Source organism: Streptomyces sp. L500, from assembly GCF_054551825.1.
The window spans coordinates 460,071-482,615 of the sequence record NZ_JBTOLC010000001.1 but is presented as its reverse complement, the minus strand read 5'-3'; the positions used below and the strand labels follow the sequence as shown (position 1 = coordinate 482,615).

General features: G+C 71.6%; 14 protein-coding genes. 6 read left to right on the top strand and 8 right to left on the bottom strand.

All coding sequences use genetic code 11. The annotated features are described in order from the left end of the window. Positions 1-74 precede the first annotated feature (74 nt). The 3 genes from malQ to ACX9I7_RS02320 all read left to right on the top strand — a co-directional run bounded on the left by malQ (position 75) and on the right by ACX9I7_RS02320 (position 3,569). Positions 75-2,129: a 4-alpha-glucanotransferase gene (malQ, locus tag ACX9I7_RS02330; protein WP_459386337.1), complete on the top strand. Its 2,055-nt coding sequence runs from the start codon at positions 75-77 to the stop codon at positions 2,127-2,129. A gap of 47 nt (positions 2,130-2,176) precedes the next feature. Next, positions 2,177-2,446 (top strand): hypothetical protein, encoded by a 270-nt coding sequence (locus ACX9I7_RS02325; protein WP_189452386.1) that lies wholly within the window; start codon positions 2,177-2,179, stop codon positions 2,444-2,446. 157 nt (positions 2,447-2,603) lie between these two features. Further along, entirely contained in the window at positions 2,604-3,569 is a 966-nt protein-coding gene (locus tag ACX9I7_RS02320) for an acyl-ACP desaturase (protein WP_387576118.1), read from the top strand. A gap of 99 nt (positions 3,570-3,668) precedes the next feature. Here ACX9I7_RS02320 and pepN (ACX9I7_RS02315) read toward each other — a convergent pair whose 3' ends face one another. The 3 genes from pepN (ACX9I7_RS02315) to ACX9I7_RS02305 all read right to left on the bottom strand — a co-directional run bounded on the left by pepN (ACX9I7_RS02315) (position 3,669) and on the right by ACX9I7_RS02305 (position 10,893). Beyond that, positions 3,669-6,242 (bottom strand): aminopeptidase N, encoded by a 2,574-nt coding sequence (gene pepN / locus ACX9I7_RS02315; protein WP_459386336.1) that lies wholly within the window; start codon positions 6,240-6,242, stop codon positions 3,669-3,671. Positions 6,243-6,381: 139 nt separating this feature from the next. Then, a complete protein-coding gene (locus ACX9I7_RS02310; protein WP_387575753.1) occupies positions 6,382-7,410 on the bottom strand; it encodes an aspartate-semialdehyde dehydrogenase in 1,029 nt (342 codons plus the stop codon). Between the two features lie 171 nt (positions 7,411-7,581). Then, entirely contained in the window at positions 7,582-10,893 is a 3,312-nt protein-coding gene (locus tag ACX9I7_RS02305) for a S8 family serine peptidase (RefSeq protein WP_459386335.1), read from the bottom strand. 510 nt (positions 10,894-11,403) lie between these two features. On the opposite strand from ACX9I7_RS02305, the gene ACX9I7_RS02300 reads away from it, so the two are divergent. Then, positions 11,404-13,155: a TIGR03767 family metallophosphoesterase gene (locus ACX9I7_RS02300; RefSeq protein ID WP_459386334.1), complete on the top strand. Its 1,752-nt coding sequence runs from the start codon at positions 11,404-11,406 to the stop codon at positions 13,153-13,155. A 34-nt stretch (positions 13,156-13,189) separates the two neighbouring features. Here ACX9I7_RS02300 and ACX9I7_RS02295 read toward each other — a convergent pair whose 3' ends face one another. Next, entirely contained in the window at positions 13,190-14,236 is a 1,047-nt protein-coding gene (locus tag ACX9I7_RS02295; RefSeq protein ID WP_387575759.1) for a hypothetical protein, read from the bottom strand. 112 nt (positions 14,237-14,348) lie between these two features. Further along, positions 14,349-16,958, bottom strand: coding sequence for an aminopeptidase N (pepN, locus tag ACX9I7_RS02290; RefSeq protein WP_459386333.1), 2,610 nt, complete (start codon positions 16,956-16,958; stop codon positions 14,349-14,351). A gap of 113 nt (positions 16,959-17,071) precedes the next feature. Here pepN (ACX9I7_RS02290) and ACX9I7_RS02285 point away from each other — a divergent pair, with 113 nt between their 5' ends. Beyond that, entirely contained in the window at positions 17,072-17,713 is a 642-nt protein-coding gene (locus tag ACX9I7_RS02285; RefSeq protein WP_387575763.1) for a mycothiol-dependent nitroreductase Rv2466c family protein, read from the top strand. A gap of 66 nt (positions 17,714-17,779) precedes the next feature. After that, the gene (locus ACX9I7_RS02280; protein ID WP_189452370.1) at positions 17,780-18,412 is read left to right on the top strand and encodes a hypothetical protein; all 633 of its coding nucleotides are present in this window, start codon (positions 17,780-17,782) and stop codon (positions 18,410-18,412) included. A gap of 124 nt (positions 18,413-18,536) precedes the next feature. Here the strand turns inward: ACX9I7_RS02280 and ACX9I7_RS02275 are convergent, their stop codons facing one another. The 3 genes from ACX9I7_RS02275 to ACX9I7_RS02265 all read right to left on the bottom strand — a co-directional run bounded on the left by ACX9I7_RS02275 (position 18,537) and on the right by ACX9I7_RS02265 (position 22,303). Beyond that, positions 18,537-19,178, bottom strand: coding sequence for a superoxide dismutase (locus tag ACX9I7_RS02275; protein ID WP_387575765.1), 642 nt, complete (start codon positions 19,176-19,178; stop codon positions 18,537-18,539). 162 nt (positions 19,179-19,340) lie between these two features. Next, positions 19,341-20,747: an amino acid permease gene (locus tag ACX9I7_RS02270; protein WP_459386332.1), complete on the bottom strand. Its 1,407-nt coding sequence runs from the start codon at positions 20,745-20,747 to the stop codon at positions 19,341-19,343. Between the two features lie 149 nt (positions 20,748-20,896). Next, a complete protein-coding gene (locus ACX9I7_RS02265; RefSeq protein ID WP_387575769.1) occupies positions 20,897-22,303 on the bottom strand; it encodes an amino acid permease in 1,407 nt (468 codons plus the stop codon). Positions 22,304-22,545: the final 242 nt, after the last annotated feature.

The window sequence follows — 22,545 nt, the reverse complement described above, 5'->3', positions numbered from 1 at the left end:
TACGGATGTGTCGTCCGCCGCGCGGAGTGGGTAGGCAGCAGGAGCAGTCGGCGGCGGCGACCACGGAGGTCCGGATGGACAGAGCACGCCTCGCCGAGCTGCACGGCGTCGCCACGTCCTACGAGCCCGCGCCCGGCAGCGTCGTCCGCGTCCCCGAGGACACGCTCGTCGCCGTCCTCGCCGCGCTGGGCGTCGACGCCTCCACGCCCCGGGCCGTCCGGGACGCCCTGGCGGCCCGCGAGCAGGCCGAGCGCGGCCGGCTGCTGCCCCCGGCCGTCGTCCTGCGCGGCCGCACGGGCGGCCCGCCGTCGCTCCCCGAGGGCACGGCCCTGAGCGTCGAGACGGAGGACGGCGCCACGCTCCCCTGGAACGCCGGGCCCCTCCCGTACGGCGGGCACGTCCTGCGCGCCCGGACCCCCGACGGGCGGACCGCGAGCGCGCCGCTGATCGTCGCGCCCGAGCGGCTGCCCGCGCCCCCGGAGCGCGGCCACGGCTTCCTCGTCCAGCTCTACTCCCTGCTGTCCGCCCGCTCCTGGGGCATGGGGGACCTCGGCGACCTCGCCGACCTCGCCGCCTGGGCCGGGCGCGCCGCCGGCTCCGACTTCCTCCAGATCAACCCCCTCCACGCGGCCGTCCCCGGACCGCCCACCGACCCCTCGCCCTACCGCCCCTCCTCCCGCCGCTTCCCCGACCCCGTCCATCTGCGCGTCGAGGAGATCCCCGAGTTCGCCTACCTGACCGGGGCGGCGCGCGAGGAGGTGGAGACGCTGCTCGCCCGCGCCGCCGTCCTCCGCGAGGCCGTCCTGCGCCATGACGCGCTGATCGACCGCGACGCCGTCTGGGAGCTCAAGCGGCGGGCGCTGGAGCTGCTGCGGGCCGTCCCCGCGTCCCCCGGCCGCCGGGCCGCCTACGCCGCCTTCCTCGCCGAGGGCGGCCAGGCCCTCGACGACCACTCCACCTGGTGCGCCCTCGCCGAGGCGCACGGCCCCGACTGGCGCTCCTGGCCCGCCGGCCTGCGCGACCCCCGCTCCGCCCGCACCGCCCGGGCCCGCGGCGAGCTGCTGGACCGCGTCGACTTCCACTGCTGGCTCGCCTGGCTCACCGACGGGCAGCTGGCCGCCGCCCAGCGGGCCGCCCGCGAGGCGGGCATGCGCGTCGGCCTCGTCCACGACCTGGCCGTCGGCGTCCACCCCTCCGGCGCCGACGCCTGGGCCCAGCAGGACGCCTTCGCCGCCGGGATGTCCATCGGAGCGCCCCCCGACGCCTTCAGCCCCCACGGCCAGGACTGGGGCCTGCCGCCCTGGCGCCCCGACGCCCTCGCCGCCACCGGCTACGCCCCCTACCGCGATCTGCTGCGCGGGCTGCTGCGGCACGCGGGGGCGCTGCGCGTCGACCACGTGATGGGCCTGTTCCGGCTCTGGTGGGTGCCCCAGGGCCACGACCCACGGCGCGGCGCCTACGTGCGCTACGACGCCGAGGCGATGCTGGGCGTCCTCGCCCTGGAGGCGCACCGCGCGGGCGCCGCTGTCATCGGCGAGGACCTGGGGACCGTCGAGCCCGGCGTCCGGGAGGCGCTGGCCGAGCGCGGGGTGCTCGGCACCTCGGTGCTGTGGTTCGAGCGGGATTACGCGAGCGGCGAGGCGGATCCCGAGCCCCTGCCCCCGGAGCGCTGGCGCGAGGCGTGCCTGGCCACCGCCACCACCCACGACCTGCCCAGCACCGCCGCCCGGCTGACCGGCGACCACGTGGCGCTGCGGCACCGGCTCGGGCTGCTCACCCGGCCGCTCGCCGACGAGCAGCGCGAGGACGCGGCGGACGTCGCCCGCTGGCTGGCCGCCCTCGGCCGGCTGGGCCTGCTGCCGGAAGGGCCCGGCGACGAGGAGGCGGCGGTCCTGGCCGTCCACCGCTTCCTGCTGCGCACCCCGGCCCGGCTGGTGGGCGTCTGGCTGCCGGACGCGGTCGGGGACCGCCGTCCGCAGAACCTGCCGGGCACCTGGGACCAGTACCCGAACTGGCGGCTGCCCGTGGCCGACGCCTCGGGCCGGCCGCTGTCGCTGGAGGAGCTGGTGGCCTCGCCCCGGCTCCAGGCCCTGGTGGACGAGGTGCGGCGGTGGGGCGGACGCCCATAGGCCACCCCGGGCGCGCGGCTCTGATGCCGGTCCGATAATTTGAGGCTGTGAGCAATAAGGTCAACAAGAACGCCGTGCGCGCCGGTGCGATCTCCGCCGGCACGCTGCTGATGCTGCTGATGTCGTCCCCCGCGTTCGCGCTCACCCGCGACGACGGTGACGACCCGGGCCCCGGCCTGAGCGTGATCAACACGCTCGGCCTCTACGTGGCCGCGCCGATCGTCCTCTTCCTGGTCATCGCGGGCCTGACGATGGTCCTCGCCAGGAACTCCGACAACACCGCCACCCACGCCGTCAACACCCACCACTCGCGCTGACACCACCGCGCGGGAGCGAAAGCCGACACCTTCGAGGTGTCGGCTTTTTTGTTGCCCATTTCACTGTAGAGGCCACGGGCTTTGGCGTTCAGGCGACGGTTAACCTACGGTGTCGTAACCTACGCCACCGTAGGTGATGATCGTTCTGGAGCTGCCCGTGACCATCGCCCCCCCTTCCCACGGCTCGGCCGTCTGGAGCGACAGCCGCCTGCTGTACGCGCTCGAGGAAGTCGTCGAGACCGAGCTGAACCGCCACCTGAAGGTCGCCAAGGAATGGATGCCGCACGAGTACGTGCCGTGGAGCGACGGGCGTAACTTCGACGGCGTCATGGAGGGCGAGGCCTGGGCGCCCGAGCAGTCCAAGGTCAGCGACATCGGGCGCACCGCCCTCGTCGTCAACCTGCTGACCGAGGACAACCTCCCCAGCTACCACCACGAGATCGCCCAGCTCTTCGGCCGCGACGGGGCCTGGGGCACGTGGGTGCACCGCTGGACGGCGGAGGAGGGGCGGCACGGCATTGTCATGCGCGACTACCTGCTCACCTCGCGCGCCGTCGACCCGGTCGCGCTGGAGCGGTTCCGGATGGCGCACATGTCGGAGGGCTTCGAGTCCGACAACCGGCACAGCATGCTGCACTCGGTGGCCTACGTCGCCTTCCAGGAGCTGGCCACGCGGATCTCGCACCGCAACACCGGCCACCACTCGGGCGACCCGGTCTGCGACCGGATGCTCTCGCGGATCGCCACCGACGAGAACCTCCACATGGTCTTCTACCGCAACCTGCTCAAGCAGGCCTTCGTGCTGGCGCCCGACCAGACGATGAGCGCGGTGCGGGACGTCGTCACCGGCTTCCGGATGCCGGGGCACGGCATCCCGGGCTTCGAGCGGGCGGCCGCCACGATGGCGATCGGGGGGATCTACAACCTGCGGATCCACCACGACGACGTGCTGCAGCCGGTGCTGCGCTTCCTGAAGGTCCTGGAGATCGACGGGCTGGGCCCGGAGGGGCTGCGGGCCCAGGAGGAACTGGGCCTGTTCATGGCGGAGCTGGACGCGCAGGGGCGTAAGTTCGAAGAGCGCCGTCAGGCGCTTCTCGCCCGTCGCGCCGCCCGCCAGGGCTGAGGGCCCCCGGCCCGGGGTTGTGGGCAGGCGTTCCGCAGGGCGGAACGGGTGGGCACAACCCACCCGCGGCCTGCACCGCACCCCGGGCCGGAGCGAGAACTACGCTGTCGCGGCCGCGTCCGCCGCCTGCGCCTTGAGCGCCCGCTCGACGCCCGCGCGGGACTCGGTCACCAGCCGCCGCAGCGCGGCGTTCGGCTCGGCCGAGGCGAGCCAGGCGTCCGTCGCGTCCAGCGTCTCCTGCGAGACCTGGAGCGCCGGGTACAGCCCGACCGCGATCTGCTGGGCCATCTCGTGGCTGCGCTTGTCCCAGACGTCCTTGACGACCGCGAAGTACCGCTCCGCGTACGACGCGAGGAGCTCGCGCTGGTCGGCCTGCTGGAAGCCGCCGATCACCGACTCCTGGACCGCGTTGGGCAGCTTGTCGGACTCGACGACCGACGCCCAGGCCTCGGCCTTGGCCTCCGCTGTCGGGCGGGCGGCCCGGGCCCACGCGGCGTGCTCCTCGCCCGCCGACGTCCTGTCGCGCTCCAGCTCCGCCGCGATGGCCTTCTCGTCGGCGCGGCCCGTCGCGGCCAGCCGGCCGAGCAGGTCCCAGCGCAGGTCGGTGTCGACGGTCAGGCCCTCGACGGTCTCGGTGCCGTCCAGCAGCCCGGCGAGCAGGTCGAGCTGCTCGCCGGTGCGGGCGGTGGCCGCGAAGGCGCGGGCCCAGGCCAGCTGGTGGTCGCTGCCGGGCTCCGCCGCGCGCAGGTGGGTGAGCGTCGCCTCGGTCCACTTCGCCAGGCCCGTCTCGCGCCAGGCCGGGGCCGCGTAGAGGTCCAGGGCGGTCTTGACCTGGCGCTGGAGGGACTGGACGACGCCGATGTCCGACTCCTTGGCGATGCCCGAGAGCACCAGGTCCAGGTAGTCGCGGGTGGCCATCTCGCCGTCGCGGGTCATGTCCCAGGCCGAGGCCCAGCTCAGGGCGCGGGGGAGGGACTCGGCGAAGTCGCCCAGGTGCTGGGTGACGGTCGCCAGGGACTCGGCGTCCAGCCGCACCTTGGCGTACGACAGGTCGTCGTCGTTGAGCAGGACGACCGCCGGGCGCCGCTTGCCGACCAGCTGCGGGACCTCGGTCAGCGCGCCGTCGACGTCCAGCTCGACGCGCTCGTCGCGGACGAGCTTGCCGTCCTTGAGCTCGTAGAGGCCGATCGCGATGCGGTGCGGGCGCAGGGTCGGCTCGCCCTTGGCGCCGGCGGGCAGGGCCGGGGCCTCCTGGCGGACGGCGAAGGCGGTGATGACGCCGTCGGCGTCCGTGGTGATCTCGGGCCGCAGGATGTTGATGCCGGCGGTCTCCAGCCACTTCCTCGACCAGGCCGAGAGGTCGCGGCCGGAGGTCTTCTCCAGGGCGCCCAGCAGGTCGGACAGGCGGGTGTTGCCGTAGGCGTGGGCCTTGAAGTACGCCTGCACGCCCTGGAAGAAGGCGTCCATGCCGACGTAGGCGACGAGCTGCTTGAGGACGGACGCGCCCTTGGCGTAGGTGATGCCGTCGAAGTTGACCAGGACGTCGTCCAGGTCGCGGATCTCCGCCATGATCGGGTGGGTGGAGGGCAGCTGGTCCTGCCGGTAGGCCCAGGTCTTCATGGAGTTGGCGAACGTGGTCCACGAGTGGGGCCACTTGCTGCCGGGCGCGTAGGCCTGGCAGGCGATGGAGGTGTACGTGGCGAACGACTCGTTCAGCCAGAGGTCGTTCCACCACTCCATGGTGACCAGGTCGCCGAACCACATGTGGGCCAGCTCGTGGAGGATCGTCTCGGCGCGCAGCTCGTAGGAGGCGTCCGTGACCTTCGAGCGGAACACGTACTGGTCGCGGATGGTGACCGCGCCCGCGTTCTCCATGGCGCCGGCGTTGAACTCCGGCACGAAGAGCTGGTCGTACTTGGCGAAGGGGTAGGCGTAGTCGAACTTCTCCTGGAACCAGTCGAAGCCCTGCCGCGTGACCTCGAAGATCGCGTCCGCGTCGAGGAATTCGGCGAGCGAGGGGCGGCAGTAGATGCCCAGGGGGACGGACTGGCCGTCCTTCTCGTAGCTGCTGTGCACCGAGTGGTACGGGCCGGCGATCAGCGCGGTGATGTACGTCGAGATGCGCGGGGTCGGCTCGAAGCGCCAGACGTTGTCGGCGGGGCGCTCGGGCGTGGGGGAGTTCGAGATGACCGTCCAGCCCTCGGGGGCCGTCACGGTGAACTGGAACGTCGCCTTCAGGTCGGGCTGCTCGAAGGAGGCGAAGACACGGCGGGCGTCCGGCACCTCGAACTGGGTGTACAGGTAGGCCTGCTGGTCCACCGGGTCCACGAAGCGGTGGAGGCCCTCGCCGGTGTTGGTGTACGCGCAGTCGGCGACGACCTTCAGCTCGTTGCGCCCGGCCACCAGGCCCGGCAGCGCGATGCGGCTGTCCTTGAAGACGCCGGCCGCGGCCAGCGCGGTGCCGTTGAGGACGACCTCGTGCACCGTGGGCGCGACCAGGTCGATGAACGTCTCCGCGCCCGCCTCGGCGGAGTCGAAGCGCACGGTGGTCACGGACCGGTAGGTGCCGCCGTCCTGGGCACCGGAGAGGTCGAGCTCGATCTCGTACGAGTCCACGCTGAGCAGCCGCGCCCGCTCCTGTGCCTCTTCGCGGGTCAGATTCGTACCGGGCACCTGGCCATCTCCTTCACGTCGCGATGTTCCGGCCATCCTTCCACGCCGTGCCCGGGACGTCGCCCTCCGTACGCTGACGGCGGATGAACGAAGGGGCGGGCCGTGGCGGCCCGCCCCTCGTATCGCGTTCCGCCCGGCGTCAGCCGCGCAGCTCCTCGGCGACGAGCTCCGCGATCTGGACGGCGTTCAGCGCGGCGCCCTTGCGGAGGTTGTCGTTGGAGAGGAACAGCGCCAGGCCGTGCTCGACGGTCTCGTCGACGCGGATGCGGCCGACGTAGGAGGCGTCCTTGCCGGCCGCCTGGAGCGGGGTCGGGATCTCGGAGAGCTCGACGCCGGGGGCGGCCGCCAGCAGCTCGTAGGCGCGCTCGACGCTGATCGGCCGCTCGAAGCGGGCGTTGACCTGCAGCGAGTGGCCGGAGAAGACCGGCACGCGGACACAGGTGCCGGAGACCTTGAGCTCCGGGATGTCCAGGATCTTGCGGGACTCGTGGCGGAGCTTCTGCTCCTCGTCGGTCTCGAAGAGGCCGTCGTCGACGATCGAGCCGGCCATCGGCAGCACGTTGAAGGCGATGGCGCGCTTGTAGACGCCCGGGGCGGGGAAGTCCACGGCCTCGCCGTCGTGGGCGAGCTCGGTGGCCCGGTCGGCGACCGCGCGCACCTGGCCGTCGAGCTCGGCCACACCGGCCAGGCCGGAGCCGGAGACCGCCTGGTAGGTGGTGGCGATCAGGGCGGTCAGCCCCGCCTCCTCGTGCAGCGGCTTGAGGACCGGCATGGCGGCCATCGTGGTGCAGTTCGGGTTGGCGATGATGCCCTTGGGGCGGTTCGCGATCGCGTCCGGGTTGACCTCGGAGACGACCAGCGGCACCTCGGGGTCGCGACGCCAGGCGGAGGAGTTGTCGATGACGACGGCACCCTGCGCGGCGACCTTCTCGGCCAGCGCCTTGGAGGTGGCGCCACCGGCGGAGAAGAGCACGATGTCCAGGCCGGAGTAGTCGGCGGTGGCCGCGTCCTCGACGGTGATCTCCGTGTCGCCCCAGGGCAGGGTCGTACCGGCGGAGCGGGCCGAGGCGAACAGCCGCAGCGTGTCGACGGGGAATTTGCGCTCGGCGAGGATCTTGCGCATGACTCCGCCGACCTGGCCGGTCGCTCCGACGATTCCGATCCTCACGAGGACTCCCTACTCGCGTTCAGCCGTCGCGTTCAACGACGGCTGGCGTGGTGCGTACGGTTCCCATCATGCGGTGCCACCCGCCCCATAAGTCCAATCGGTTGTCCGAGGGACGGGACGGGGCGGGCGCCCCCGTGGCCGCCCGCCCCGTCCGCCATGAGCCCCGGAGGGTTACGGCAGGACCTTCTCGATCTTCACGCTGCCCGTCCCGGCGACCGTGCCGGCCGCGTTGACCAGCTGGACGTCGCCGAAGAAGGAGCGGCCCTCGGGAGCCGCGCCGGCGACCACGACCTGGGCCGTGAGCTGCGCGGAGGCGCCCGCGCCCAGCTTGACCGGGTCCGCGGCGGCCTTGAGCTCGCCCAGGGAGGGGGCGAAGTACACGTCGCGGTAGTCGTAGGCGGTGCTGCCCGCCGGGACGGAGTAGCCGCTGACCTCGATCGTGTACTCGCCGGCGGCGGGCTTGGCCAGCGTGACCAGCTCGTCCGAGCCGCCGGTGGTGGAGGAACCGACGACCTTGCCGTCCTTGAGGACGGTCAGGTCCAGGTCGGCCTTGGGGTCGGCGGTGCCGCCGATCGCGGCCTCGAAGCGGGTGACGCCCTCGCCGAGGGTGACCGTGGTGGTCTGCTTCTCACCCTGCTTGATCACCGGCCGGGCGATCTTCGAGGAGCCCAGCTGGCCGCCCTTGAGGGTGCCGTCCAGGGCCGCGAAGCCGTTGGTGGCCTTCCAGGAGACGGCCACCGGGGTGCCGACCTTGGCCTCGGCGACGGTCTGGACCGCCGGCTCGAAGGTGGTGCCGAGCGCCGAGGCCGTCAGGGTGTAGGGGTTGTCCAGCAGCGGGGAGGTGCGACGGGACTCGACCTCGATCTCCCAGACGCCGGGCACCGGGGCGGCGTAGGTCCGCAGGTCCGGGCGGCAGGTGTTCGCCGCGTTCTTGTAGTTCGGGTAGCAGTTGACCGTGGAGACGGGGTCGACCGGTACGCCGTAGGGGTTGATCGCTATGAACCGGGTCTGGCTGCCGGCGGCCAGCCCGCCGAGGGCCACCTCAAGGGTCTTGGCACCCTTGGGGACGGTCACGAAGTACGAGGTGGACGCGTTGCGCGTGGCCTTGGCCGTCTTCTTCACCACGTACGACGGCTGCGCGAGCGGCTCGGCGACCACGACGGTCGTCATGATCTGCTCGTCGATTCCCTCGGTGCGGTCGTCGTTCACGGTAAGGATCGCGCTGTGGATGCCCGCGGTCTTCGCCTTGGCCCGGACCTTGACGGTCACCGGCTTGTTCAGCGGCAGCTTGACCTCGTCGTCGCCGACCAGCGAGAACGTGCCGTCGTTGGTCTTCCACTCCAGCTCGTGCCACACGGGCCTGTCCGGGCCGGAGGTACGGGTGACGGTGATGTCGTACGTACGGCTCTCGCCGGTCTTGAGGCCGCCCTCGCGGTCGTAGAGGCCGGTGCCGAAGCCGGGGGTCTTCAGCGCGCCGGAGAGCGCGGTGGAGACGGGGGCCTTGACCGTGTAGTCATGGGCGGTCGCGCCCTCGCGGATCGCCTCCCACGCCTCGACGACGTCGATGAGGCCGGAGCCCTGCTCGTACGCCTGGGCACCCTTGATCTTCTTCGCGGTGCTGGTGAGCGCCGTGCGCAGATCGGCGGGGGTGAGCTTCGTCTTCTTCTGCTTGGCGGCCGAGATCAGCAGCGCCGAGGCGCCCGCGGCCTGCGGGGAGGCCATCGAGGTGCCCTGGAGCATGCCGTAGCCGGGCGGCAGGTCGTAGCCGGACTCGGCGACGGGGGCGCCGGGCTCCCAGGTCGGGGTGGTGTTGATCGAGGCACCCGGAGCGGTGATCGTCGGGGTGAAGCCGCCGTCCTCGCGCGGGCCGCGCGAGGAGAAGGGCATCATGGCGTACGGGGTCTTCACCTCGGAGCCGTAGTTGGCGGCCCAGGTCTCCTTGGAGACGGACGCGCCGACGCTGAGGACCTTGTCGGCCAGGCCGGGGTCGCCGATGGTGTTGGCGCCGGGGCCGCTGTTGCCCGCGGAGATCACCAGCTGGACGCCGTAGGTGTCGATGAGCCGGGTGTAGAGCTCGGAGCGGGCGTTGTTGCCGTCGTTGAGCGCCGGCAGACCGCCGATCGACATGTTGACGATGTCCACGCCGCGGTTGACGACGAGGTCGATCATGCCTTCGGTGAGCGCCACGTTGGTGCAGCCGCCCGACCAGGTGCAGGCCCGGGAGGAGACGAGCTTGGCGCCCGGCGCCGCGCCGTTCATCTTCCCGCCGAAGAGGCCGTTGGCGGCCGTGATGCCCGCGACGTGGGTGCCGTGCTCGGACTCGATGAGGCCGATGCTGACGAAGTCGGCCTTCTTGCCGACCCAGTCGCCGCCCTTGGGGTCCATCGGCACGTCCTTGCGGATCTGCACGACGAAGGGGATGCGCTCGGCGATCGGGGTGGCGGGGTCGTCCTTGCCGAAGTACCCGACCTGGAAGCCGTCCTTGTACGGCTTCATCTCCTCGTCGTTCCCGAAGTTCCCGTCGTCGTCGAGGTCGACCCGGACGGTGCCCTTGGCCTTGTCGTAGAGGACCGCCCAGGAGTCGGTGGTGTCGCCGTCCCGGTTGAGGTCGCCCTTCATGTCGCCGCCGGCCGTGACGTTCTCCCGGAACAGGGCCACCTGGTACGTGCCCGGGCCGGGCGCGGTGTAGGTGCGGCCGTTGAAGGAGAAGCTCGGGCCGGTCACGTCCCGCGTCATCGGCAGCCAGGTGCCGTCCGCGTCCGCCAGGGGGTCGGTCGAGGTGACCCAGTCGACGATCTTGCGCTCGCCGGTGCTGGTCTTCTGCAGCGCCGGGTGCCCGAGGTCGATGCCGGAGTCCAGGATGCCGATGGTCACGCCCCGGCCGTCGGCCTTGGGGTGGTCCTTGACGAAGTCCACGGCACCGGTCTCGAAGGCCGGCTGGTACGGGTTCTTCGCCGGGGTGTCCTTTCCGGGCGCCGGGTACTTCTTGTCCTTGGCGAGCTTCGGCGCGCCCTGCGCCACGTCGGCGCGCGGAGTCGGGTCCGGGAGCGGGATCTCCTGCTTGAGGTCGATGCCGTGCACCGAGGCCAGCTTCTTGGCCTCGTCGATGGCGGTGTCGGCCTTGGCGGTGGGGACGGTCGCCCGGACGTAGCCGAGCTTGTCGTAGGCCTGGCCCACCGAGGCGCCCTTGATCGCGTCCAGCTTCGCGGCGACCTGCCCGGTCTGGCCGGGCGCGGTGGCGATCATCATGGTGACGGTCTTGTCGCCCTCGGCCTTGGCCTTGGCGAGGAGGCCCGCGTCGTGCGAACCGAGCTTGTCCGAGGCGGACTTCACCGGGCCCGGGGTCGGCGTGGGGTCGTCCGCGAAGGCGGGCGCGGCGCCCGCGGCGGTGAGCGCGGCCACGAGGGAGGCCGCGAGGGCTATTCGGGCCGCGCGTCTCGCGCCGCCTGGCGCGATCGGGGCGTCGGGGGTGGGGGTGGTCATGGGCATCCCTGGGCTGGAAGTGATGAGGCGACAGCAAAATCAGCGGAAAGTGCACAACGCTGGGCACCACGACGCGGCGTCCGAAAATCGGAGCCGGATGAGCGATCACTTTTATGGAAGTGATGCGGGTTTGGGGAGAGTTGCCAGGGCAGGAATATAAAGATGGCGTAAACCCGCCACCCGCCATGTGGGATGAAGCGGGACGGAGGCCGTGAAGCGGTCGGCACCTTCCCTTGGCTCAGCCCTTGTAGGACAAACGGACTAAAAGACTGCATCCAAGGGTGGCCCAGGGCTTCCCGCGCGGGTGAACGCTGAGTGAGCGTCAGTACGCCAGGGGACGAGTGGTGTATGTCAGTTCGCAGTAGCCAAGATCCATGCGAGGTGACCGGCGGCGAGCGTTGCGGCCCTGTTCACGCCCAGGTCATCCGGGCTGCCAACGATCCTTGACAACGGAGCCCGCAACCCGCACGCCAGACCGCTCGCCTTCGCGTTCGCACCGGGGAGACCGCCATGCACCGCAGATCCCGCAGCACCACGGAACCGCAGCTCGACCGCCGTGCCTTCCTGGCCGCGGCGGGCGCCGTCACCACGGCCGCCGGACTGGGGCTGGGGGCGGGCGACAGCCACGCGGCCGCCGATCCCCCACCCGAACCGGCCGCCCGGGCGACCGCCACCGCGACCGCCCAGGCCGGCTCCCCCACGGCGGAGCCCTCCGCCGCCCCCACCGGGGCCGGCACCACGCTGGTCTCCGTCGCCGCGCCGCGCGGCACCGGCGGCTACCGGCGGCTGGGCGACGGACCCGGCTGGCCCCGGCAGGTGCGGGCCGAGCTGGCCGCGCCGCAGGGCGGCCGCGAGGACCGGCGCACCACCCTCGCGTCCTTCGTGCAGTTCACCGACCTCCACCTGACGGACGTGCAGCACCCGCTGCGCTACGAGTTCTTCCGCTCCGGCGAGCCCGGAGCCTGGCGTCCGCACGAGGCGCTCACCCTGCCCGGCGTGGTCTCCCTCGTCGAGCGGGTCAACAAGGTGCGCCGGGGCCCGGTGACCGGTACTCCGTTCGCGTTCGTGATCACCACGGGGGACAACGGGGACGAGAACGCCAGGATCGAGGTGGAGTGGTTCCTCACCGCCCTCAGCGGCGGCCGCCTCGACCCCAACACCGGCGACCCCCGCCACTACGAGGGCGTCCAGAACAGCGGCCTCAAGCTCTACTGGCACCCCGAGGGCGACCTGCGCGACCAGGACAAGCAGGCCGGCTATCCGAGGATCGACGGCTACCTCGACGCCGCCACCCGGCGGGTCGTCAGCCCCGGCCTCAACATCCCCTGGTACTCCACCTTCGGCAACCACGACCTGCTCTCCGGCGGCTGCTACCCGGCGGCGGGCTCCTACATCGCCGACGTCTGCGTCGGCGACCGCAAGCTCCAGTACGTCCCGCCGGACGAGGCCAAATACCTGATGCAGGGCGAGGCGGGCGGCTCCGACCCCAAGGGCAAGCGCATAGAGGCCATGCTCAAGACGCACCGCAAGGAGATGCGCCGGATCACCCCCGACCCGCGCCGGGCCCCCCTCACCCCCCGCCAGTACATCGCCGCGCACCTCGACCCCCAGCACGCCGGCCAGGGGCCGATCGGCCACGGCTACACCAAGGCCAACCTCGACTCCGGCACCCTCTACTACACCTTCAAGATCTCCGAGAAGGTCATCGGCGTCAGCATCGACTCCACCGACCCCGGCGGCCACTACCAGGGCTCCCTGGGCACCGATCAACTGAACTGGCTCGACCACACCCTGACGGCACATCAGGACCAGTACGCGCTGATCTTCAGCCACCACCCGAGCTGGAGCATGACCAACACCGTCCCCGACCCCGCCCGGCCCCGCGACAAACGCCACGGCGGCGACGAGGTGATCGCCCTCCTCCAGCGCCACAACAACGTCCTGGCCTGGATCAACGGCCACAGCCACCGCAACCGCATCCGCCCCCGGGGTACCTTCTGGGAGATCGCGACCGCCTCCCACGTCGACTACCCCCAGCTCGCCCGCGTCTTCGAGATCACCGACAATCACGACGGGACGATCTCCCTGTTCACCACCCTCATCGAGTCGGACGCCCCCTACCGCACCGACTTCCAGGACCTCTCGCAGTCGGGCCTGGCCTCCCTCTACCGCGAGCTGGCCTTCAACGCCCCCGGCTCGGACACCTCCCTCGCCGGGACGCCCACCGACCGCAACACCGAGCTCGTCCTCTCCACCCGCTGACCCGCCGGCCCGCGGTGACGCGCGGCCCGGCGCGTCACCGCGGCAGCACCACGACGTACGAGGTGGGCCCGTGGTCGGCCGACGCCACCAGGGCGGTGCGCACGACCGCCGCCTGCTGCTCCAGCGCCGTGTCGTCGCGCAGCTTCCTCGGCGTCAGCCGGATCAGCACGATGCCCAGCCGGTCCAGGTACTCGCGCTTGCGGGACGGCTCCGACCACGGCACCTCGCCGTCCTGGCGCGGGGCCCGCACGTCGATCTCCACCGCCACCCCGTGGTCCGGCCAGTAGGCGTCCACGCTCCCCAGGCATGGCCCGCCGGGCAGCCGCAGGTCGACGTTCCACAGCGGGGCCGGCAGCGCGTGCTCGCGCACCATGTCGTACAGCCGCCCCTCCGCGAACGACCGGCCCTCGGCCAGCAGCGCGTCCACGGCGTCCACCACGTGCGGCCGGCTCAGCAGCCGCGCCCGCGACAGCTCCCGGACGAGCGCCGAGGGCTCGCAGTGCCCGCCGCGCACCGCCTCCGCCAGCAGCCGCCGGACGGCCTGCGGGTCGGCCAGCCGCGCCACGGTGTCGGCCACCGCCCGGGCGGCCGGGGCGACGGGCAGGCCCGTCACCAGCTTCGGGCGGGGCACGGTGTGCGCCCGGACCAGCCGGACGAAGCCCGTCGCGCGCAGCCGGCGGGTGCGCGGCACCAGGACGTCGATGTGCTCCAGGGAGAGCAGCGAGGGCACGGAGGTGAAGCGGTGGAGGGCCAGCGCGGCGGGCCCGGTGATCATGGCCTGGCCGTAGGGGGCGGGCGGGGTGTCGCGGTCCGCGACCGGGCCGGGCTGCCGGGGCACCCGGTCGCGCGGCACGGTGTACATCAGGGCGGCGTGGAGCCGCTCCTCGCTGGTGGCGGGTCCGGTGCGGAGCAGGAAGACCCCCGGCAGCAGCTGCTGCCAGGGGCCGCCGGGACGGCACCGCTCGGCAGTGACGGACCCGGTGACGCCGTGCTCCCGCAGCTGACGCGTGCTCAGGACGCGGTGGCGGACGTCGGAGAGGTGGTGGAGGGGGCGGGGGGAGAGGGGGGTGTTGGGGTTCATGACCCGGCCATTCCCGCTCCCCGACCGCCCCCTAACCGCTGTTACGGGCCCGTCGTCACTTCATGACAACGTGCCCGGCGGGCCGGTGGTGTTGGGTCGAAACTGCGTCGGATCAGGCCGTAACCGCGTTCGCGTCGCACTCCTGGGCGCGCAGGGCCCGCGCCAGGTCGTCCCGCGCCTCCAGCACCAGCCGCCGCAGCGCCGGGGGCGCGTCCGCGTGGTCCGCCAGCCAGGCGTCGGTGGCGGCCAGGGTCTCCGGGTGGTCCTGGAGAGCCGGGAACAGCCCGCGCACCACGGCCATGGCGATCTCGATGGACCGCTCCCGCCACACGCGCTCGATCACCTCGAAGTAGCGCGGCGCGAACGGCGCCAGCAGCTCCCGCTGCCCCGGCTGGTCGAAGCCCGCGATGGTCGCCTCGGCCAGGGCGTTGGAGAGGGTGTCGGAGTCCACGACCGCCCGCCACGCCGCCTCCTTGACCTCCGCTTCCGGCCGGGAGGCCAGGGCGCGCACCTGGTGCCGCTTGCCGGAGGCGGTGTTGTCCCGGGCCAGCTCGGCGGTGAGCGCGGACTCGCCGACGGCGCCCCGGGAGGCCAGCGCCGCCTGGAACGTCCAGCGCAGCTCCTGGTCGACGTCCAGCCCGTCGATCTTGGCGGTGCCCTCCAGCAGGCCGCGCAGCATCCGCAGGTCGCCGTCCTCGCTCGCGTGGGCGGCGAAGAACCGCGCCCAGGCCAGCTGGTGGCCGCTGCCGGGCTCGGCCAGCCGCAGCTCGCGCAGCGCGCTGCCCGCGAGCTCCCGGCCGGCGGGCTCGCGCCGGGCGGGGACCGCGTAGTGGGCGAGCGCCTCGGTGGCCCGGCCCTGCACCATCTGGAGCACGCCGATGTCGGTCTCGGCGCCCGCGAAGCGCTGGACGAGATCGAGGTAGTCGCGGGTGGGCAGCTGCCCGTCGCGGGTGAGGTTCCACAGCGCCGACCAGCACAGGGCCCGCGCCAGCGGGTCGGTGAGGTCGCCCAGGTGCTCGCGCAGGGTGGCCAGCGAGCCCTCGTCGAAGCGGATCTTGCAGTAGGTGAGGTCCTCGTCGTTGACGAGGATCAGCTCGGGCCGCTCGGCGCCCGCCAGTTCGGCCACGACCGTCCGGGGGCCGGTGACGTCGACCTCGGCGCGGGCGTAGCGCAGCAGCGGGGCGCCCGGCGCCTCGCGGCGGTAGAGGCCGACGGCCAGCCGGTGGGGGCGGAGCTCCGGGTGGGTGTCGGTGGCTTCCTGGAGGATCGCCAGCTCGGTGATCCGGCCGGCGGAGTCGTAGGTGGCCAGCGGCGTCAGCGCGTTGACGCCGGCCGTCTCCAGCCAGGAGCGCGACCAGGCGGCCATGTCCCGGCCCGAGGTCTCCTCCAGCACCTGGAGGAGGTCGGTCAGGCGGGTGTTGCCGTAGGCGTGGCGCTTGAAGTAGCGCCGGGCGCCCTCCAGGAAGGCGTCGCGGCCCACATAGGCGACGAGCTGCTTGAGGGCCGAGGCGCCCTTGGCGTAGGTGATGCCGTCGAAGTTGAGCTTGGCGTCCTCCAGGTCGTGGATGTCCGCCGTGATCGGGTGGGTGGAGGGCAGCTGGTCGGCGCGGTAGGCCCAGGCCTTGCGCTGGTTGGCGAAGGTGACCCAGCCGCTGGTGTAGCGGGTGGCCTCGACGAGCGAGAAGGAGCCCATGAAGTCGGCGAACGACTCCTTGAGCCACAGGTCGTCCCACCACTCCATGGTGACCAGGTCGCCGAACCACATGTGCGCCATCTCGTGGAGGATGACGTTCGCCCGGCGCTCGTAGGCCGACCGCGTCACCTTGCCCCGGAAGACGAACTCCTCGCGGAAGGTGACACAGCCCGGGTTCTCCATCGCGCCGATGTTGTACTCGGGGACGAACGCCTGGTCGTACTTCCCGAAGGGGTACGGGTAGTCGAAGTGGTCGTGGAAGAAGTCCAGGCCCTGCTTGGTGACGGTGAAGATCTCGTCGGCGTCGAAGTGGGGGGCGAGCCCCTTGCGGCACAGCGCGCCCAGGGGGATGTCGAGGACGGTCCCGTCGGCGAGGGTGCGGCTGTAGTGGTCGCGGACGACGTGGTACGGGCCGGCGACGACGGCCGTGATGTACGTGGAGATCGGCCGCGTGGGGACGAACCGCCAAGTGGCCGAGGAGTCGTCCACGGGCTGCGCCTCGCCGTCCTGGGCGCCGTTGCTCAGCACGGTCCAGCCGGCGGGCGCGGTCACCGAGAAGGTGAAGGGGGCCTTGAGGTCGGGCTGCTCGAAGTTGGCGAAGACCCGGCGGGCGTCGGCGGGCTCGTACTGGGTGTAGAGGTAGACCTCGCCGTCCTCGGGGTCGACGAACCGGTGCAGCCCCTCGCCGGTCCGGCTGTACGCGCAGAGCGCGTCGACGACCAGCACGTTCTCGGCGGCCAGGTCCGTGAGCGCGACCCGGGCGCCGTCGAAGACCTCCTTGGGGTCCAGCTCCCGGCCGTTGAGGGTCACGGCGGTGACGGCGGGCGCGACCAGGTCCACGAAGCTCGCGGCGCCCGGCTCGGCGCAGCGGAAGCGGATGGTGGCGACGGAGCGGAACGTCCGCGGCTCGTCGCCCGGCCCGCCCGCTCCGGTCGCGGAGCGCAGGTCCAGCGCCACGTCGTAGGCGTCCACGGTCAGCAGCCGGGCGCGGACGCGGGCTTCCTCACGGGTCAGGTTCTCACCGGGCACGACGCGGCTCCCTCGGCTTGGTCTCGTCTCTCGTCCCATTTATCGAACACCAGGAATGATGGCATGCGGCTCCTTGTTGAATCACTGACCAACCGGCTGCAGAGGAGCCCCGCGTGACCGTCGAGAGAGTGACCGCCGACTTCTGGTTCGACCCCATCTGCCCGTGGGCCTGGATGACCTCGCGGTGGATGCTGGAGGTGGAGAAGGTCCGGCCCGTCGACGTGCGCTGGCACGTGATGAGCCTGGCCGTGCTCAACGAGGAGAAGCTGGACGAGCTCCCGGAGCAGTTCCGCGAGGCGATGGCCCCCGGCGGCTGGGCCTGGGAGCCGGTGCGGGTGTGCGTCGCGGTCGAGCGGCAGTTCGGCGGCGAGGCGCTGGGCCGCTTCTACACCGCGCTGGGCACCCGCTTCCACAACCGCGACCTGCCACGCACGCGCGAGACGATCGTGGCCGCCCTGGAGGACGCGGGCCTGCCGGCCGCGCTCGCGGAGGCGGCGGACACGGACGAGTACGACAAGGACCTGCGCGCCTCCCACAAGGAGGGCATCGAGAAGGTCGGCCAGGACGTCGGCACCCCGATCATCTCCGTCCCCGGCCCCGACGGCACCGAGGTCGCCTTCTTCGGCCCGGTCGTCACCCCGGCCCCCAAGGGCGACGCGGCGGCGAAGCTCTGGGACGGCACGCTGCTGGTCGCGTCGACCCCGGGCTTCTACGAGATCAAGCGCACCCGGACGGTCGGCCCGATCTTCGACTGATTCCAGGCCCACCGGGCCGCACCTGCCCAACGGGCGCCCACCCGCACCGTCCATTAATGTCCCGGTATGGGCCAGACCGACCTCACCCGGCCGCTAGGCCGCACCGGCGGCTGGGCCGACCCGGAACCCCACTGCGGCAACGCCGAGCACGGCACGCTGCCCGTCCGCCCCTACGACCTGCTCACCCTCGCCGCCTGCCACACCCTCGCCGCCCTGTGGCGCCTGCTCGGCCTGCGCAACGCGGCCGGCATGCTGCGCCACTACCTGCGCGGCGACGGCACCCCGCACCGCGTCGACGCCGAGCGGCTGCTCGCCCTGCCCGCCGTGCGGGCCGCCGCGGAGGCCCAGCTGGCGCGGTGGCGCGCCGAGGCCCTGGAGCGCTGGGCGGCGGCGGGGGACCGCGCCCCCGCCGCCTACCCGGCCGACAGCGGCTGGCGCGACGTACTGATCAGCCGCCACGTCAGCCCCGACTGGTGGCTGGCGCTGCGGTACGTCGAATTCCGGCTGACGGGCACGGTCCGCGTCGCCGCGGACGGCACCACCGTCGTGGACTACCGCTGCGCCGTGCACAAGGCGTGGAACTTCGATCGCGGGGGACGGGAGCTGGGCGTACCCTTCACTCCGTTCGCCCGGTTGCACGAGACGGGCCTGGCGAAGGAGTTCGCCGTGACCGGCGAGGCGTTCGGCCACCACAGGTGAAGGACGCGAGAGGCCCCCGCGCGATGCGACCGCGCGGGGGCCTCCGCCGTGCCTGCCACGTGAAGGGTGAGAAGACGATCACGAGCAGGCGGCCTGAAGGGGAAGGGTCAGGCGGGGAAAAGGGTCAGGGCGCCAGGATGATGGCGCTGCCCTTCTCCTTCGCCGCGAGGTAGCGCGCGCTGACGTCCTGCCAGTTCACGACGGCCCACATGGCGTCGATGAAGTCCACCTTCTGGTTCTTGTACTGCAGGTAGAAGGCGTGCTCCCAGGCGTCGAAGACCAGGATCGGCACGGAGCCCTGGCCCACGTTGCCCTGGTGGTCGTAGACCTGCTCGACGATCAGCCGGCCGCTGACGGGCTCGTAGGCGAGGACGCCCCAGCCGGAGCCCTGCGTGGTGGCGGCGGCCTTGGTCAGCTGCGCCTTGAACTTGGCGAAGGAGCCGAAGGACTCGGCGATGGCGCCGGCGAGCTCGCCCACGCCGTCCTTGTCCAGCGGCTCGCCGCCGCCGTCGCCGGTCATGTTGGTCCAGTAGATGCTGTGCAGGATGTGGCCGGAGAGGTGGAAGGCCAGGTTCTTCTCGAGGCCGTTGATGGCGCCCCACTGGTCCTTGTCCCGGGCCTCGGCCAGCTGCTCCAGGGTGTCGTTCGCGCCCTTGACGTACGCCGCGTGGTGCTTGTCGTGGTGCAGCTCGATGATCTCGGGGCTGATGACCGGGGCCAGCGCCGAGTAGTCATAAGGAAGTTCAGGAAGTGTGTAGATGGCCATGCCGAGCCCTCCGACTACTTATTGCAACCTACTTGCAGGTAGACGCTATCAGTAAGTACGTGTCAGAAGTGGTAAGGGGGGAGGGCTTCGGTCCAAAGACGGAGGCGGGGTAGGTCCTGAAGATCAGGACCTACCCCGCCTCGAAGAAAGACGCGTCGGCGTTCAGCGCTTCGCGGCCACCGCGCGCTGCCGCAGGTATCCGATCAGCGCGAGCGCGATCGTCAGGCCACCCGTGAAGTACAGCTGGATGCGGGTCTCCTCCTCGCGGAGCATCAGGCCCAGCACGCCGAGGATGCCGATGATGGCGGCCCAGGTGAGGTAGGGGAAGAGCCACATCTTCACCAGCAGCTGGTCCTTCGGGGTGCGCTTGCGGCCGCGCAGCTGGGAGACGGCGATGAAGCCCCAGACCACCAGCGTGGCCGCGCCCACCATGTTGAGCAGCCACTTGAAGATGGTGTCCGGCCACCAGTAGCTGAGCAGCACGGCGACGTAGCCGAAGGCGGCGGAGGAGATGACCGCGTAGCGCGGCACGCCACCGCTGACCTTGCCCAGCCTGCGGGGGCCCTGGCCCCGGGAGACGAGCGAGAAGGCGATGCGCGAGCAGCCGTAGATGTTGGCGTTCATCGCCGAGAGCAGGGCGATCAGCACGACCACGTTCATGATCTGGCCGGCGCCGGGGATGTCCAGGTGGTTGAGGACGGCGACGTAGGGGCCGCTCTTGACGACCGAGGGGTCGTTCCAGGGGATCAGGGTGACGACGACCAGCAGCGAGCCCACGTAGAACAGGGCGATGCGCCACATGGCCGTGCGGACCGCGCTCGCCACGCCCTTGCGCGGGTGCTCGGACTCGGCGGCGGCGATGGTGACCGTCTCCAGCCCGCCGTAGGCGAACACGGAGGCGAGCAGGCCGACGACGAGACCGTTGCCGCCCATGGGGAAGAAGCCGCCGTTCCCGGTGAGGTTGGACATGCCGGGGGCGTGGGTGCCGGGGAGGACGCCCGCGATGGCGAGGATGCCCAGGACCAGGAAGACCGCGATCGCGGTCACCTTGAGGGCCGCGAACCAGAACTCGAACTCACCGAAGTTGCTCACCGCCGCGAGGTTGCTGCCGGTGAAGACGACCATGAACAGGGCGACCCACATCCAGGAGGACGTGCTGGGGAACCAGTTCGTCATGATCGCCGCCGCGCCGATGCCCTCGGCGGCGACGGCGACGCACAGTAGGGTCCAGAACACCCAGCCGGCGGTGAAACCGGCCCAGGGGCCGATCATCCGGTCGGCGTGGACCGAGAAGCTGCCCGAGGCGGGGTTGGCCGCGGACATCTCACCGAGCATGCGCATCACGAGCATCACGAGAATGCCGGAGGCCGCATACGCGAGCACGATCGACGGACCGGCGGCGGCGATGCCCGCGCCGGATCCCACGAAGAGCCCGGCGCCGATGACGCCGCCGAGCGCGATCATCGACAGATGACGCTGCTTGAGTCCGTGCGACAGCGAGGGGCCCGGTGGGGTGTCCGGGATCGCGTCGGCGGGGCCGGTCGCCGGCGGGGAGGGTATACCAGTCATGATCGTAAAAGCCCCGTTGAGTGTGAGCGGAAAAGTTGCCTCAGTGTGGAGGTCAGGTTGGCCGAGGACAACACCCTTCACACATCTGTCCGGTATTCAGACAGACATGTGACCTTCCGCGACTGACATTTCGGCAGAAACGAAATTCGTCAGCGATCGACGGCCGCCGAGGACCGCTGCCGGAGGTCCCGCAGCAGGGCCACCGCGACCACCGCGGCCGTCGCGCCGGCCGACCACAGCAGCTGCGGACGCGCCACGTCGTCGGTCAGCATCAGCACCAGCACGGCGCCGATCGCGGCCAGCGCGACCCAGGTCAGATAGGGGAAGCACCACATGCGCAGGGTCAGCAGCTCCGGCGTCTCCCGCTCGATGCGCCGGCGCAGCCGCAACTGGGAGACGGCGATCAGGCCCCAGACGAATAGCAGGACCGAGCCCACCGCGTTCAGCAGATACTGGAAGATCGAATCCGGCCATTCCAGATTGAGAATCACCGAGACAAAGCCGAACGCGACCGAGGCGAGCACCGCCCGCCGGGGCACTCCGCCCGACGAGACCTTCAGCAGCGTGCGGGGGGCCTCCTTCCGCTCGGCGAGCGAGAAGACCATCCGGGACGAGCCGTAGAGGTTGGCGTTCAGGGCGGACAGCAGCGCCACGAAGACCACGACGTTCATGATCTGACCGGCCGCCGGCACCCCGATGCGGTCGAGCACCGCCACATAGGGGCTCTCCCCGGGCTTCAGTGACGACCAGGGCAGCAGGGTGACGATGACCAGCATCGAGCCCACGTAGAAGAAGAGGATGCGCCACACGGCGCTGCGCACCGCCCGGCCCACCGCGCGCGCCGGGTCGTCGGACTCGGCGGCCGCGATCGTGAGGACCTCCAGCCCGCCGAAGGCGAAGACGACGGCCAGCACACCGGAGACCACCCCGCCCCAGCCGTGCGGCAGCAGCCCGCCCTGGCCGGTGAGGTTCGTCATGCCGACGGCGTCGGTGTCAGGAAGAACGCCGAAGATCGCAAGAAGGCCCAGGGCGAGGAAGAGCACGATCGCGCCGACCTTGAGGGCGGCGAACCAGAACTCGAACTCACCGAAGTTCTTCACTGCCGCGAGGTTGGCAGCAGTGAAGACGACCATGAACAGCAGCACCCAGCCCCACTGCGGCACCCCCGGCGCCCAGCCATGGGCGATCCGGGCCGCCGCCGTGGCCTCCACGGCGAGCACGACCACCAGCAGGAACCAGTAGAGCCAGCCCACCGAGAACCCGGCCCAGCGGCCCAGCGCCCGCTCGGCGTGCACCGAGAAGGCGCCCGACGCGGGCATCGCCGCCGACAGCTCGCCCAGCATGCGCATGATCAGCATCGCCAGCCCGCCGGCCAGCAGATAGGACAGGATGATCCCGGGCCCGGCGACCGCGATCCCGGCGCCCGAACCCACGAAGAGCCCGGCGCCGATCACCCCGCCCAGCCCGAGCATCGTCAGGTGGCGCTGCTTGAGACCCGCCGCAAGCGGTTCCTTCTCGCCGGCGAGTGGCTCGACGACGGGCGGTGCATCGTGCATGGAGCTCGTTCTTTCGGGTCTTGCGAAGGTGTGCGCATCTGCAAGAACGCAAACGCGCGCAAAGGGTTGAGGACCAGAGTCTCCCGGGCGGGGGCCACTGGCCAAGCTCCACTCGCGCTCCGTGACGAGCATCACGTTTCCCGGTGAAACCGTCACCAACTGTGTGTACTCGGCACCTCGCGGCCCTTCACGCGCTCGGAACCCGCCAAGACCGGGCGTCGGCCTTTGTCACCGCTGCCCGG